14 protein-coding genes are annotated in these 14,724 nt (G+C 39.8%); 12 read left to right on the forward strand and 2 right to left on the reverse strand.

The genetic code is table 11. The features are described from left to right. The first annotated feature begins 7 nt into the window (after positions 1-7). The 12 genes from ABEB05_RS01010 (at position 8) to ABEB05_RS01060 (ending at position 12,180) form a co-directional block, all read left to right on the forward strand. A complete protein-coding gene (locus ABEB05_RS01010; RefSeq protein WP_265786702.1) occupies positions 8-631 on the forward strand; it encodes a flavodoxin family protein in 624 nt (207 codons plus the stop codon). 57 nt (positions 632-688) lie between these two features. After that, complete coding sequence (locus tag ABEB05_RS01015; RefSeq protein WP_265786704.1) at positions 689-1,156, forward strand: nuclear transport factor 2 family protein; 468 nt, start codon at positions 689-691, stop codon at positions 1,154-1,156. 31 nt (positions 1,157-1,187) lie between these two features. After that, positions 1,188-1,394 carry a substrate-binding domain-containing protein gene (locus ABEB05_RS17080; protein WP_350356646.1) on the forward strand — a complete coding sequence of 69 codons (207 nt, stop codon included), beginning with the start codon at positions 1,188-1,190 and terminating at the stop codon, positions 1,392-1,394. 180 nt (positions 1,395-1,574) lie between these two features. Then, positions 1,575-1,931, forward strand: coding sequence for a hypothetical protein (locus ABEB05_RS01020; RefSeq protein WP_265786706.1), 357 nt, complete (start codon positions 1,575-1,577; stop codon positions 1,929-1,931). A gap of 536 nt (positions 1,932-2,467) precedes the next feature. Beyond that, complete coding sequence (locus tag ABEB05_RS01025; RefSeq protein ID WP_265786707.1) at positions 2,468-4,489, forward strand: glycoside hydrolase family 18 protein; 2,022 nt, start codon at positions 2,468-2,470, stop codon at positions 4,487-4,489. Further along, entirely contained in the window at positions 4,490-5,572 is a 1,083-nt protein-coding gene (locus tag ABEB05_RS01030) for a putative HlyD family type I secretion protein (RefSeq protein WP_265786709.1), read from the forward strand. Between the two features lie 35 nt (positions 5,573-5,607). Next, positions 5,608-5,940: a hypothetical protein gene (locus tag ABEB05_RS01035; RefSeq protein ID WP_265786711.1), complete on the forward strand. Its 333-nt coding sequence runs from the start codon at positions 5,608-5,610 to the stop codon at positions 5,938-5,940. Between the two features lie 33 nt (positions 5,941-5,973). Then, positions 5,974-7,413, forward strand: coding sequence for a TackOD1 domain-containing metal-binding protein (locus ABEB05_RS01040; protein ID WP_265786713.1), 1,440 nt, complete (start codon positions 5,974-5,976; stop codon positions 7,411-7,413). A 28-nt stretch (positions 7,414-7,441) separates the two neighbouring features. Beyond that, on the forward strand, positions 7,442-8,764 hold the full coding sequence (locus ABEB05_RS01045; protein WP_265786714.1) for a glycosyltransferase family 2 protein: 1,323 nt from the start codon (positions 7,442-7,444) through the stop codon (positions 8,762-8,764). A gap of 92 nt (positions 8,765-8,856) precedes the next feature. After that, positions 8,857-10,137: a hypothetical protein gene (locus tag ABEB05_RS01050; RefSeq protein ID WP_265786716.1), complete on the forward strand. Its 1,281-nt coding sequence runs from the start codon at positions 8,857-8,859 to the stop codon at positions 10,135-10,137. 282 nt (positions 10,138-10,419) lie between these two features. Further along, on the forward strand, positions 10,420-11,355 hold the full coding sequence (locus ABEB05_RS01055; protein ID WP_265786718.1) for a VWA domain-containing protein: 936 nt from the start codon (positions 10,420-10,422) through the stop codon (positions 11,353-11,355). A gap of 60 nt (positions 11,356-11,415) precedes the next feature. Beyond that, positions 11,416-12,180, forward strand: coding sequence for an HAD hydrolase family protein (locus ABEB05_RS01060; RefSeq protein ID WP_265786720.1), 765 nt, complete (start codon positions 11,416-11,418; stop codon positions 12,178-12,180). Here the strand turns inward: ABEB05_RS01060 and uxuA are convergent. Both uxuA and ABEB05_RS01070 read right to left on the reverse strand, forming a co-directional pair. Next, positions 12,177-13,367: a mannonate dehydratase gene (gene uxuA, locus ABEB05_RS01065; protein WP_265786722.1), complete on the reverse strand. Its 1,191-nt coding sequence runs from the start codon at positions 13,365-13,367 to the stop codon at positions 12,177-12,179. The two genes, ABEB05_RS01060 and uxuA, sit on opposite strands and share 4 nt — an antisense overlap. A gap of 59 nt (positions 13,368-13,426) precedes the next feature. Further along, on the reverse strand, positions 13,427-14,722 hold the full coding sequence (locus ABEB05_RS01070; protein ID WP_265786724.1) for a TRAP transporter large permease: 1,296 nt from the start codon (positions 14,720-14,722) through the stop codon (positions 13,427-13,429). Between the last annotated feature and the right edge of the window lie 2 nt (positions 14,723-14,724).

Below are 14,724 nucleotides of genomic sequence, written 5' to 3' on the forward strand. Positions count from 1 at the left end.
TACAATCATGAAATATAAACCCTCTTTCACCTTGCTACTGGTCGCATTCTTTGGGCTTATTTCGTGTTCATCAAACGCCCAAGAGCAGGATGCCGCCACTGGCGAGATAGATAAAGAAAATATCTTATTAGTATATCTATCCCGTACAGGCAACACCGAGGCGGTAGCAGAAATAATCCAACAAGAAGTGGGTGGTGAAATGGTCCAACTCAAGCTGCAAACACCGTATCCGGAAAATTATGATGCCATAGTAGAACAGGTGGATAAAGAAAATGAAACGGGTTACCTGCCCCCACTTAAGACCAAAATTGAGGATATTCAGGATTACGATACTGTTTTTCTTGGATTCCCCACTTGGGATATGCAACTACCGCCGCCGATGAAAAGTTTTTTGAACGAATATGATTTGAGTGGTAAAACGGTGATCCCCTTTAATACCAACGGGGGATACGGCCTCGGAAGCAGTATTCAACAAGTAGAAGAACTATGTCCTGAATGCAATATCCTGGATGCCTTTTCAACCAAAGGCGGCTTGGAACGAGACGGGATATACCTTGCGATAGAAGGAGAACGAAGAGACCAAGTCCATGCCGAAGTAACAGATTGGTTGCAAAGTATTGAGATACAATAACTGTTTGGGACAAAAACTACTTAACAATAAATATTTAACTCTTAAATAATCATGATTATGAAATCACTAATTACAGGTATAAAAATATTACTTATCGGACTGTTTTTAATCGCTGTGGGTATGCCATCCTTCGCTCAAAATGCTGATGCGGAACAGCAGGTCACAGATCTCTCTAAACAAAAGTGGCAATGGATGGCCGACAAGAACGTGGATGAGCTTGCCACTCTTTTTCACGACAAGTCAAAATTTGTCCATATGAGTGGAACCTGGAGTAAGGACCGGGAGCTTGAAATCATTGAAAGCGGAAGCATTTGGTACAAAAATACGGATGTTCATGAGGTTGCGGTAGAAATTGTAGGCGATACGGCCATCCTTTGGAATCGTATTACGCTGGTGGCGGTTGTCCGAGGTAGTGAAGTATCGAATGAGTTTACCGTTACCGAAGTCTATAAACAACAAGAGGACGATTGGAAATTATTAGACTTGACCTTTAGCAGTGTACGAGACACCCATAGCATTGAATGATAGTGGATAGCATTAAAATAATGGATATTCCATACCCGGTGATATTGCACTACTTGGTTATGGCGACCTTCCCATTTGTCAACAGGCTCGGCCCACAATTACTTCAATTTCTACAGATTCCCAAAAACTTGGGAAGGCTACCATTGACAAATTAATGAAATTAATATTACAGTCAGACTGTAATATTAAAACCACAAGCTATATTCTCGTTTCTGTATTAGAACGAGAATCTGCTTAGGTAGAATTGTGCAGTTGGTTTAGACTAATGTTTCTTTATAATTTATTTGTAGAAAAAATATTAACAGTTAGCAACAATTTAAGTTATTCATCTGGTTTATTTGATAAACATTTATTAAAGGTGATTTAATGCTGAAATTTTTGTATAATAATTATAACCCAAAACAAAATCAGATGGGTTATGAAATGGGCTTTATTCATATTAATTTTTCTTCCTACTGCGTTGCAAGCCCAGGAATATGAAGTTAAAGATCGATGCATGGGTGGAGGTACCTATGCAATGGTAGTTGAATTTAGCGATCAATACTATGTTGTAGAGACTCCCCAATACTTTCAGCATAATTGGGTTATTATAGATTTGATGGGGATTGTACATGGTGGAACCAATCTACTTTATTATGCAAATGCAGGCGGAGCTACCAAAAGTTTGCAAGTCAGAGTCTTATCTCGAAGACGTTGGAAATATGCTGGTTTAATCGGAGCAAGTTCGGTATGTAAACAGATCACACAGGGAGGGTTTAGACGCTTTTCTGCTTGACTATATATTTCTGTGTAAACCTTGGTTGTTAAAGTGAAAGCATGTAAGCCAGAACGTCGATTCATTTTATGGCCGACGGGGTACAGAACTATGTGGGGCCTAGCCTGCCTGAAAAAAGCCAATGATTTAGGTTGTAAATAAATCAGATAAAAACCTTATCTTGAAAAAAGGCTTATAGGTTTCTTGACCCTTTTAAGGGTTCAGTATTTATAATTCCAGACCTTATTAAACCGGTTTTAACATATCAGGAATGGAACTTTTGTTAAGCATTTTGAATTAAAATTTTCACATTTTTGTAAAAATTGTTGTTATTAGTGATGCTGGCATGATTACAAAATGTTGATACGAAGTTCCGAAATCCCACTATTTACATCATAAATATGTGTCTACAGAAAGTACTGGTTTAGTCGGGGCATCTCCAATGTAGAATGAGTAAAAAGAATTACATGATCAATCGACGGTTATTTCCTTATTTCTTATTGTTGGTGTGTTTTGCTATTCCTGTTTCTTTATTTGGCCAATCGGAGAGGAATTCTATGCGTGAGGATAGGGTTCTGCAAGAATTAATAACAGAATTAGATTCTTTACTATCAGAAAAATCGCGGCGTATTTCTGATGGAGATACAGATTATTATAAGGAGCTACACAGGTTATTTGCTACAAGAGAGAAAACACTAAAAGATGACTCAAATCCACGCTTGGATGAAATATCAGCTGAGCAACAACGATTTTATAATGATTATGGGCTGAGCTTTAATTGGAGTTATCTGAATAATATTGAACAGGGAATATTTACAGGAGGCGATATTTTTTATAACAAACGCCTCACAACAGGCCTGAAGTGGGATATCCTCGGGAATGGATTATTGGATAACAGAAGCAGGGCTGCAGAACTGGAGGTGGAAAAAGAAATAGCCGAGAAGCAGTTAATGCAGTCTAATGCAGAAGACAAATATAAAGTACTCTACAAAAAAATTCTGTATCTCTTCACCAAAAGTAAATCAGCGTATATTAATGAATATCTTGATGTTGTTTCAGTCAATTTGGAACTACTCCACCGGTTACATTACAAGGATCTGTTATCTTGGCAGGAAGTACTTAGACTAAGTTCATTAAAGGCACAATTGGAACACAAACTGGACACCTACCGTGCGGTAGAAAAGCAACTTGTAGAAGCAGAGGGTATAGAAATCCTTTCTAAAAGTACCCCGGAAGTGACGAATTTAGCAGTACCTGATTTAGATATCGAACTGTTTTTGAATTCGGTGCGAAATTTTCATGAAGATATTCAGCTTAGCGACGATAAGCTTGATAAACTTGATTATAGTTTCTTATCAGATATCTCATTTTCCGTTTCGGCCCAATACAATATATACGATAATTTATATGATCGTCCGGAAAATGAAGCCGTGGGAGGTCGGGAATATTTTTCTACAACATTTAATATTTCATTCCCGCTTCCAATAAATATGGGAAGTAAAAAGAAATTAGCGGAAGCCCGGAAACGCAGAATAGTGCAAGACCAAAAGGAAAAGCGCCGGAATATATCCGATGAGATAACAGATCATTTTTTAGAATATCAACAGCAGAAACAGCGATACCTGGAGTTATATGAAACGTATTTGATGCGGGAAGAAGAGATCAAAAGCCAGCAAGCGTTAAGAAAGATTGGTAGTCCTGATTTCAGCATCCGTAAATTAAGTAATGCGATGATTGACCGCTACGGAGCTGTTTTAGACCTTATTGAAGCCAAACAGCAGCTTTATTTGAAGCTGGTTAATATCGACTCGTATTTACCGAACGAAGGAATAGAACAGTTCATCTCCGGATCCCAAATTGAAAACTATGAACCTAAGGCGAAAAGAAAAGCAGATCAGTTATATATATGGTCGTCTTCATTTGCAGAAATAAATAATCAAAAATTATTGCATTATCTCAAAAGAGAGGGTTTTAGTCATCTCTTTTTGTCTGTTGGACCTGATACCTCGTTATATCGCAAGGCAAAGGCCTTTAACCAGTTAGCCTCAAGACAGGGTATTACAGCCGAAATGCTTATTGGTAACAACCATCTGGTTAATCATGAAAACCGGGCAAATGAATTTCTTCAACTTGCCAATCGGGCAGAAAGGTTGCAATTTGAGGGTATACATCTGGATGTTGAGCCCCATACTTTCGATGATTGGGATTCCAACAGGGAAATGTACTTGCGCAGTTATGTAAATATGCTTGAAGCCGTACGGGCGTCGCTGGAGGATACCTCATTAAAGTTAAGCATCTCCATACCCCATTTTTATGATTCAATAATTTCAGATTTAGTTCAGTATGCCGATACCATTGTAGTAATGGCATATGAAACCACAGATATTAAAGATCTCTTGGATAGAACAGAAGTGGAGAGAAAAATATTAATGGATCGTTTGGCTATTGCATTGCGACCAACAGATTTTAGTAATCGGCGTGAACTGAATAATTTTGTACGCGAGATAGTCTCTCAAACTAAATTTCAAACATTTGTTTTGCACGACTATGATGCGTTAAAAGAACTAGAGGTGAAGTAGATGAAAAGTGAATATTTTAAAAAGGGAAGTCAGCCCTCTAACATCAGAGGCACCCGGGAGAAAAAGCAGCCCCAGAGTAAAAATTGGGATAAAATAATCTATCTTTCGTTTGTTGCGGTAATACTTCTTGCCATACTATATGTCGTTTTCTTTAATACTTTCTTCGTAATGGGACAAGGAGTGGTCGTTTCGGAGAATGTTGACATTAAAGCACCTAGTGATATAAGCATAGAAAATTATTTTAAAAAGCATGGTGAGGAGGTACAAAGAGGGGATTCTCTTTTTTCTTACACAACAATGGATTGGACAAAAAGGGTTGAAAAAGGTGTTGAGCTGAGAGAAAAGATCAGTGAGCTTGAAAGCGAACGGAGTGATATAGAAGATGAAATTTATCTGAAGAATCGGGTAATACAGCTTTCTGAAAGCAGAGTTGACTTTTATGAGGAAAACCAAGCGGAGATCCGGCAGAAAGTAGAGCTTGATTTAGTACCGAGTACTGAATTGTCTGCGGTAGAGCGGGATTTATTTGAGGAACGTACCCGGCTTGAGGAGATGGAAACAGAATTAACGGTATTATACAATCAAAAGAATCGCCTGAACCGGCGCATTAGCGAATTGCAGGATGATCTCCGGAAGGGAGTTGCTGATCAGCTTGTGCAGGTATTTAATTCGCCGGTAAAAGGTACGGTAACAGAAATTTATGAATCAAATAGCAAACAAATATTTAGGTCAGATCGGGTGATGAGAATTAAGCCTGAAGAATCTGAAGCTTATATCATGTCCTTCTTCCCACGAGATGATGTTAAGCACCTGGAGACAGGAATGGTACTTTCAATTGAATTTGACAACGGCGTAGAAAGTGAAGGAGCGATCAGGGATATATACGATGCCCGGGAAAATATTGTTGAACATTTTGAACAGACCGGGAATTTAATCCTTGAAAATGTAATTGTTGAGTTGGTTCCTATTGATAGTGGTGCCGCCCAGCAGTGGTCAGAATTCAATAGGATGGGGCTAGAGGCTTCCCGTACAAAGTATGGGATTTTAGGGCTGGATAAAGAGGACGTAGATATACGCCAATAGAGTTTATTTAACTAACTTTTTATGAATTTGATACTATGATAAAGAATAGTCAGGATCAAGAATTAGTGCATGATGATCTTACCTTTTTAAAAGTGGATCCGCTTGAGTCATTTGATATGAAATGGCTGGAAAACGGCAAGGTGGATGCCATTATTATTGAATATCGAAAAGCCCTGAGTGTATTGGAGTTTATCAACGATATTAGGTCTCATAACAACAAGGAAGTGTACCTGATGCCGGTTTTTCTCTATAAAATTCATGGGGAGACAGATCCTGCGGTTTCTCAGCTGGCAGATGGCGAGATTACGAATCTGTCGAATCTCAATCCGCTAGCTGATATAGCAAAAAAAATTAAGAGTCGGTTTTAGAAAAAGTAAAGGACATTATTGTAATTAACGCTTATGGAACTGAATTGTATAATAGTTGAGGATGATCCCACTTTTCGTGTTGTTCTAAAAAAGAATGTGGAAAGTAAGTCCTCTTTAAATCTCATTGGAGTCGCTGAAAATGGAAAAGAGGCGATTAAGCTTATAAATCGGAAATCGGTTGACTTGGTTTTTCTGGATATTAACCTGCCGGATATGACCGGATTTGATGTCATTGATCTCGCCAAAGATCTGGATCCCAGCAAAGTTATTATAATAAGCGGGAGTAAAGAAGACGGTATAAAAGCATTTGACTATGGTATTACCGATTATATCGTTAAGCCGTTTGAAGAAGGACGCTTTGATGAGGCATTAGGCAGGTATATCAGGGATGTGGGGAGGAGTCAGAAATCTGCTTCTTTTGTTGACCGAATGATTGAAAAATCATTAGAATATATATATACAAGGCAAATACGGGATTATAAACCCCTCTCTTTTAGAAATGCAAAGCTGGGATACATTTATCCCATGTTGACTGCTAATTTTGACTTTGAACGGGAAGATCAGGTCCCAAAAATTCTGGATATCGCTGTTAAGGAGGGGTTCCTGACATCAGAATATTATGACAGTTTTTATACTTGCAATCACTGTAGTAATAGCTATCTTCACTTCCGGGAAAGTTGCCCTAACTGTCATTCTACAAACATTGAATCCGAAGACCAGATTCATCACTTTTCCTGCGCCTACATGGGGCCCCGATCTGATTTTGAATCAAATCCAGGCTCCAGGGACCTGATTTGTCCTAAATGTGATAAATCACTTACACATATTGGCGTTGATTATGACAAGCCCTCTGAAATATTCGAGTGTAACCAGTGTAATGAGATGTTCCAGGATCCTTTGGTAAAAGCAAAATGTAGGAACTGTAATTCAGATATTAAGGTAGAAAACCTGGTCAAAAAGAAATTAATGTCTTATCAATTGACGAGTCTTGGTGAGGATGCTGCCAAAGGCAAGATTGCAGTTGATGTGGGCGAATTGGATAACATGCTTGATGTTATCGACAAAACCTATTTTAAACGTTCTTTATCTAAAGAAATAGAGCGCAAAAAGGAAGCTAACTTCGAAAGTACTATCGCTTCTATCTATTTGGAAAATATCTCAGAGTTATATGATCAGTTAGGGGACCAAAGAAGTAAAAACTTTGTCCGAGAGTTATATGAAGTCGCCCTGAATGAGGTAAATCGTTCTGATGAAGTAATTTTTAAAAATATGGTTACTCTGTGGTTACTTATTACGGAGAACAACGTACAGGAGGCGGATTCAATGACTGGAAAGGTCATGAAGCGGATAAAAGAGTTGGTGGATGATAATAATCCAAACTTTACGCTTAAAATTTCTAAAAATTTACAACCGGTTGAAGCCGATAAAAGTGCGGATGAGCAACTCAGACAATTGGATATCGATAAAGATTAAGCCTTACTAACACATATATAAATTATAAATGGCTGATTTTTTCCAATTTTGGACTAACCAGGGAATAGACGGATTCCTGAAGATTTTTTGGTTTTATTTTATTTTGGAATTTCCCCGTTATGTACTTTTAGCATATATCTTTTTGATTATCCACAAGATTAAGACTCATTTTAACAAAGAAAATTATGAGGATGCCAAGAGGCAATTGTGGAATGAGCATCCTCTAATTTCAATTATTGTACCAGGCAAAGACGAAGGTAAAAACTACTATAAACTGGTACGAACACTTGAGGAACAGACCTACGACCATTTCGAGATTATTATCATTGACGATGGCTCTGAAGACGATTCTGAATTGATTGGTAGAGACCTTGAACGCAATGGGAAAATTGATCTGTTCTTAAGGAATGAAACCAGGGGAGGGAAAGCTTCTGCTGCCAACTTAGCCCTTCGGTACGCAACCGGAAAGTATGTTGTACATTTGGATGCAGATAGTTCCTTTAATCGGGATGCAATAGAAGAAATTTTAGTTCCCTTTTATGAGGAGGAAAAGGTAGGGGCAGTGGGAGGTGCCATTGAAGCAAAAAATGGGGGACAGAACTTAGCTACTACTTTTCAGGCTATTGAATACTTCAATATCTTTACGACAGGGCGTATGATTGCGGATTCACTTGGAATCCTGAGGATTGTATCCGGTGCCTTTGGGGCCTTTCGGCGCGATTTATTAGTGGAGCTGGGGGGATGGGATGTCGGCCCCGGGTTGGATGGGGACCTTACTCTGAAGATTAGGAAAAAAGGCTATAGGATAACATATACCCATCTGGCTATTTGCCTGACCAATGTCCCGACATCTTTTACCAAATTGGCCAAGCAGCGTATTAGATGGAGCCGGTCGCTCATTCGGTTTCGATTTAGGAAACATCGGGATCTACTTTTTCCCACAGATAATTTTAGCCTGAGTAACTTTTTTGCTGTAGTTGAAAATGTATTTTTTAATTTTATTCTCAACCTTCTTTGGTGGGCATATTTGATATTTCTTGCCCTGTATTTTAAAGCAGAATTTGGCTACCTGATTATTGGAGGAACATTTTTATATAGCATATCCAAAATAATTGAATTTGGAGCGATTATAGCACTTTCAGCCAATAAAAGTGATAAAGCTAAATATATTTCATATTTGCCGGGGATGACTTTTTATGTGGGGTTATTTTTGAGAGGGGTAAGAACCTATGCGTATATCAGGGAACTATTTTTCTACGACTCCTATAAAGATGCATGGAATCCAAATAAAACATCCAGAGCCGCCAGAAAACTGGAGGATAAAATTAAAAAGGTGTTTCAGGGCAATTAAGAAAGCTTAATTAGGATTCTTTGCCATTTAGATTTATTATTTAAACTAATAAAATATCATCTTATTCAGGTTGGCTTAAAAACAATACTACTATGTCTTCTTATCCCCAAATAGCTATACATATTACTGTGGTTGCGCTGGTATTAGCGTTGACCAGCTGTGACTTTTTATCAGCTGATGGCAATTCTCCCTATGTAGAGCCAGAGTTTTCAGTAACTAATGACGTTACCAATCGATTAACGCTTTATGATGATACCGGGAGTAGCGAAAGTAAAGCTAAACCTTCGAGAGGTATAGAATCGGAGCTAAGTGTTGCGGCTACAGTTAGACCTCCTGTGGTAAATACTGAGGCAACAAGAGCCAGTCACCTCGATTATGATGGAGAGTATATTCATGTAGGATATAAGACCTATGGAGAGAAATATGGTGGTGGCGTAGATATCTTCTCCGCCGATGGTGACTTAGAAGTATCCAATCGTTCGTTTCAGGGAAATGACTTTGATGTTCAGGAAGTAGTATATGATAATGGGGAAAATGCAATTTATATAGCGGGTGCTGTAAAAGGTAAAATCACAGGTGATTTTAAAGCACAGCTCTTGAAACTGGATGGAGAATCAGCAGAAGTGATGGAAAGCATTAGTACCGAAGGAAACTTGGTAAAAAGTATAGACCGGACTGATAACTATATCTATGCCGTATCAGATCAAAACCATATGTATAGATTTGCAAAAGATCTGGATGCTTGGGAATTGTTGCCAGAGTCTGCGTCTGAAAATGTTAACAACTATCGTTCAATATGGACTGGAATTCCGAATGAAATTTTTACCCTGGACCAGTTGGGAACGGTAAGAAGGGTAAATCATAATTACAATGGGTTTAGAATTACTCAGAATCTAATTGGCAATAACGGACAGAGCGAAGATCCTCGTTTCCAGGAGGGAACCATTGCCCGTCTCTCTTCTTTTACTCACACAAATGGTCGTAACTATGTTTTGGCGGCCTTGAACGAATTTGGATTTACGGTGCTGGATACGGAAGGGGCGGTTAAGTGGAATAGTAAAATGGATTCCGAATCAATTGAAGTTCAAAACAGGCATTATACTTCTGTAACAACATTTGAGCCATCAGGCCCATCCGGAAAAAATAATACCTATGTATATGCTGGTGGAAGTGATGAAACCGGGAACTATATCGATATCTTTGAGGTGCCCAATGGATTTAACGGTAGAGGTTTGACGTTGGTTAATAGTCACAACTTAGATGAATTTTCTGAGATTAATTCAAGTGGTCAGGTTAATCATATTGTTGCAACCCAGAGTCGATTATATGTTGCTAAAGGATCAGATGGTCTCGTTATATTTGATTTAGAATAAAAAAACTTTGTGTGGGTATTACTCTGGTTTAATCCCACATCAATCGGTTATTACAATTTGTGCGTGCTATAGCATCAAGATGATTTCTATGTTATAGCACTTTTTATTTTTGGACTAAAATTGTCGCTTCCCACAATTTAATTTATTTTAGCGGGTTAACATCTGTTTAGATCCTAATAACTGAAAATGTAATACTTTATGATTTGGCAGGATAGCCATTATCTTTGGTTTTTATTGTTGGTACCGATACTTATAGGTATTGTCTATTGGTATAACAGGCGGATGAGCCAACAAAGGGAAGAGTATTTTGGCAAAGAGCTTTTCCAGAAACTTCGCACGGGATTTTGGCCTTTGGGAAATCGTATTCGTCAACTAAGCTTGTATGTGGGTTTAACCCTCCTTATTATTGCTGCAGCAGGTCCAAAGATAGGTACAGAGGTCCGAGAAGTGAAAAGACAAGGAGTAGATCTGCTTGTGGCGTTAGACCTCTCTGCCAGCATGAATGCCGAAGATGTGAAGCCAAGCCGACTAGAAAAAGCAAAGTATGAGATAGACCGACTTATTGAGAAGCTAGAAGGAGATCGGGTGGGTCTTATTGTATTCACCGGCGAGGCTTACTTGCAATCCCCCATGACATTGGACTATTCTGCCTTGAGGATGTTTTTAAATATTGCCGAAACTAACCAAATGCCGTCTTCTTCCACCGATTTTAGTGCAGCTATGGAAACAGCAGCAGAAGCTTTTTCGGATGGAGAAGAATCAGAATCGGAAAATCAGGCATCCAAAGTGCTCCTTATTATTTCCGATGGTGAAAATCATGGAGATAGTTATGATGCTAGCCTGCAGGCACTGCGTGAGGAAAATGTATCCATTTATACTTTAGGATTGGGAACAGAGGCAGGGACTAACATTCCCTTGTATGATGAATCGGGATCTCTTATTGGATATAAAAGAAACAGCGAGGGGCAGGTTATAACTACCCAGCTTCAAACGGATGTGCTGCAAGATATAGCAAATGAGGGCAATGGTGAGTATTATGAAATTCGCAGCGGTAGTTCAGGAATTGATGCTTTCCTGGGCCGGCTTGATGAACTTCAGCAGGGAGAGTTTGCCAGCCAAGAGTATGCCGATTATAAAAACCAGTACCAATGGTTAACAGGTATTGGTTTAGCATTTTTACTGCTGGGTATGATTTTCCCCTATTATAAATCTTCATAATTATATTAATACAGGACTGTGTTTCTTTTCTCCGGAGTCTTTTTTAAACAGGGATAAATAATGATCAAACTTTTTATTACCGACCTTGACGGTTGTATTTCTACGCCTTTTAAAAAGCCCGATTGGAATGTACTTTCGGAAATTCGTCGAATTAATGAACAGCATGTAGATGATATGGCCGTTCCCCCTCTTAGTATCTGTTCTGGACGCCCCCAGCCTTACGTGGAAGCTGTGGCGCAGTGGTTGGGAATTCGCCATCCGGTATCCTTTGAAAGCGCAGGTATCTTTCATATCGATAAAAGCGAAATTGAGTTTTTACCGGTTTTCAACCGAAAAGCGGAAAAACAGGTACACGAGCTTAAGCAATGGTTGAAGGATGAAATTATCGCAGACTATTCAGGGATGATGCTTGAGTTTACGAAGCGGATGGATGCTGGTATCATACATGCGGAAAAGGAGGTTATAGATGAAGCTTATCCTAAAATAACCTCGTATATATCAGATCGCTATCCATTATTTGAAGCTCATAAAACAGATGTATCCGTAAATGTTATACTATCGGATAATAACAAAAGAAATGGAGTGCTCACGCTTTGTGAACGATTTGGAATAAAGCCGGAAGAAGCCGCTTATATCGGAGATAGCAGTGGAGATATTCCCGCACTTGAAGTTGTTGGAAGGCCCTTTGCTCCGTCAAATGCAGCAGATGTTGTCAAGGACCATGCCGAGGTTTTGGATCTTGAGGTCACGGAAGCCGTGCTAAAGGCTTATCGTCTTATTATCCGGGAAAACCGGGAAGTACTTTCTGAAAAATTATCCGGTTAACCCGATAATTTGAGAGATTTACGAATACCCATCTCCAATCCTCTTAATTCCGCCAACCCCCGGAGACGACCCAAGCCAGAATAGCCGGGATAGGACTCTCGATGCAGGTCATCCAGTAGTCGGTGTCCATGATCCGGCCGCATGGGAATAGTAATATCTTCCCTTCCTTCGGAGGCCCGGCGCTGTTGTTCCTTTATGAGCGCAAGCATGACTTCGAACATTCCTGCATCTCCTTCAAGATGACGTGCTTCCTGGAAGCTTCCGTCATCATCTCTTTTAACGCTGCGCAAATGGATAAAGTTAATCCGGTGGCCTAATCTTTCAACCATATCTGCCAAGTGGTTATCAGCACGGGCGCCGTAGGAGCCGGTACAGAAGGTCAGACCATTATATGGGGAGTCAACGGTTTCCAGCAACTGTCGAGCATCTTCTTCGGTACTTACAATACGGGGAAGTCCAAATAGAGAACAGGGAGGGTCGTCTGGATGGATTGCCATTCGGACCTCATGTTCTTCAGCTACCGGTATTATTTCCTGTAGAAAAGAATACAGATGGGAACGCAATTTTTGATCATCGATATTCTGGTATTCCTCTAAGAGGGTCCGGAACTTTTCGACGGTCATTTCTTCGTCACCGGGCAGGCCTAAGAGAATGGTTTCTGTCAGCTGGGTAATCTTATCCGTATCAAGAGATTCAAAATAGCGTTCTGCTTTTTCTTGTTCTTCTTTTGAGTAATCCTTTTGGGCACCATCTCTTTTTAAAACAAAGAGCTCAAAAGCAGCAAAGGCTGTGGCATCAAAACGCAGGGCGGTAGAACCGTCATCCAGTGGCTGGTTGATGGTGGTGCGTGTCCAGTCGGTAAGCGGCATAAAGTTGTAACAGATCGTATCAATGCCGCATTCTGACAGGTTTCGGATCGTCCCTTTATAATTTTCGATATAACTTTTATAACTGCCGGCCTGTTTTTTAATGTCTTCGTGGACGGGTACACTTTCCACTACGGACCACTGCAGGCCGGTATCTTCAATAACTTTCTTTCGATTTTCTATCTCTTCAACAGGCCATACTTCTCCATGCGGGATATGGTGAAGGGCCGTGACAATACCGGTGGCGCCTGTTTGTTTAATATCTGTTAAAGGTATGGTATCGTAGGAGCCGAACCAGCGCCAAGTCTGTTCAAAGTGCATGAGTTAAATAGTTAAATTATTAATATCAAATCTTCTAGTAGTCAATACTGAGGATATTTTTAGAGGCCAAATACTTCTGGAAGCCAGAGTGTTAATTGAGGGAAAAAGGTGATCAGTAATAAAGCAATGATCATGGCAAGAAATAGGGGAAGTAATGGCTTGATAACTTTTTCTATGGTAGTTCCGGCGACTCCAACACCAACGAATAGGATTGTCCCTACAGGTGGAGTACATAACCCTATTGACAGGTTTAAAACCATCATAATACCAAAATGCAGGGGATCGATCCCGAGTTCGGTTACAATGGGCAGAAAAATCGGGGTGAATATGAGTACCGCCGGGGTCATATCCATAAAGGTCCCCACAAAGAGAAGAATAAAGTTAATCATAAGTAAAATAACAATTTTACTGTCACTCATTGCCAACAAAGCGGCACTGATATCCTGGGGAATATTTTCGAAAGACATAACCCACGACATGCTAATGGAAGTGGCTATGAGTAGCATTACGATAGCGGTAGTGTTAACCGAACTCATTAGAATATCGGGTAAGTTTTTAACAGTAACTTCCCGGTAAACGAAACCCAGGATAAGGGTATATACAACGGCTATTGCTGCCGCCTCAGTAGCAGTAAAAATACCGGCTATAATTCCTCCGATAACAATAATAAGCAGAAGGAGGCTTGGAAATGCCTTTATAAATGTACTAAAAACTTCAGAAAGGTTGCTTCGTTCGCCAACCGCAAAATTTTTACGCTTAGCCCAAAAAGCAGCTACTCCCATCAAGAGGAGACCGGTTAAGATTCCGGGAATATAACCGGCTACGAAAAGCGCAGCAATGGATACACCACCACTGGCTAAAGAATAGATAATAAGAATATTTGATGGCGGAATAATAAGGCCCGTGGTGGATGAGGTAATATTAACCGCTGCCGAAAATTCTTTTGTATATCCTTCCTCTTCCATGCGCGGCCCCAGAATTGAACCGATAGCAGAAGCTGCTGCTACGGCTGAACCGGCTATGGCTCCAAACATCATAGCTGCAAAGATATTTACGTATGCAAGCCCCCCAGGCAGAGAACCCACCAGGGTTTTAGCGAAATCAATCAGTCGTTTAGCAATGCCTCCACGATTCATTACTTCTCCGGCCAGTATAAAGAAGGGGATGGCAAGCAGGGTAAAACTGTTTAGCCCGGTAGCCATCTGTTGGGCTATGGTGGTAAAAGCCGAGATTGATTCCACATTTAATAGGAGGGTAACGATACCTGAAATACCCAATGTCCAGGCAATAGGAACCCCAAGCCCCAATAAAACGACAAAGCTTAATACCAGTATAATAATTTCTAAGTAATCCATAA

Origin of the sequence: Fodinibius salicampi (genome assembly GCF_039545095.1) — a bacterium.
GTDB classification, from domain to species: domain Bacteria; phylum Bacteroidota; class Rhodothermia; order Balneolales; family Balneolaceae; genus Fodinibius; species Fodinibius salicampi.

What these genes read in the sequence shown, in the direction of transcription:
- ABEB05_RS01010 (WP_265786702.1), top strand. Translation starts at nt 8, where the DNA reads ATGAAATATAAACCCTCTTTCACCTTGCTACTGGTCGCATTCTTTGGG.
- ABEB05_RS01060 (WP_265786720.1), top strand. Translation starts at nt 11,416, where the DNA reads ATGATCAAACTTTTTATTACCGACCTTGACGGTTGTATTTCTACGCCT.
- ABEB05_RS01025 (WP_265786707.1), top strand. Translation starts at nt 2,468, where the DNA reads ATGCGTGAGGATAGGGTTCTGCAAGAATTAATAACAGAATTAGATTCT.
- ABEB05_RS01045 (WP_265786714.1), top strand. Translation starts at nt 7,442, where the DNA reads ATGGCTGATTTTTTCCAATTTTGGACTAACCAGGGAATAGACGGATTC.
- ABEB05_RS01020 (WP_265786706.1), top strand. Translation starts at nt 1,575, where the DNA reads ATGAAATGGGCTTTATTCATATTAATTTTTCTTCCTACTGCGTTGCAA.
- uxuA (WP_265786722.1), bottom strand. Translation starts at nt 13,367, where the DNA reads ATGCACTTTGAACAGACTTGGCGCTGGTTCGGCTCCTACGATACCATA.
- ABEB05_RS01035 (WP_265786711.1), top strand. Translation starts at nt 5,608, where the DNA reads ATGATAAAGAATAGTCAGGATCAAGAATTAGTGCATGATGATCTTACC.
- ABEB05_RS01015 (WP_265786704.1), top strand. Translation starts at nt 689, where the DNA reads ATGAAATCACTAATTACAGGTATAAAAATATTACTTATCGGACTGTTT.
- ABEB05_RS01030 (WP_265786709.1), top strand. Translation starts at nt 4,490, where the DNA reads ATGAAAAGTGAATATTTTAAAAAGGGAAGTCAGCCCTCTAACATCAGA.
- ABEB05_RS01070 (WP_265786724.1), bottom strand. Translation starts at nt 14,722, where the DNA reads ATGGATTACTTAGAAATTATTATACTGGTATTAAGCTTTGTCGTTTTA.
- ABEB05_RS01040 (WP_265786713.1), top strand. Translation starts at nt 5,974, where the DNA reads ATGGAACTGAATTGTATAATAGTTGAGGATGATCCCACTTTTCGTGTT.
- ABEB05_RS01055 (WP_265786718.1), top strand. Translation starts at nt 10,420, where the DNA reads ATGAGCCAACAAAGGGAAGAGTATTTTGGCAAAGAGCTTTTCCAGAAA.
- ABEB05_RS01050 (WP_265786716.1), top strand. Translation starts at nt 8,857, where the DNA reads ATGTCTTCTTATCCCCAAATAGCTATACATATTACTGTGGTTGCGCTG.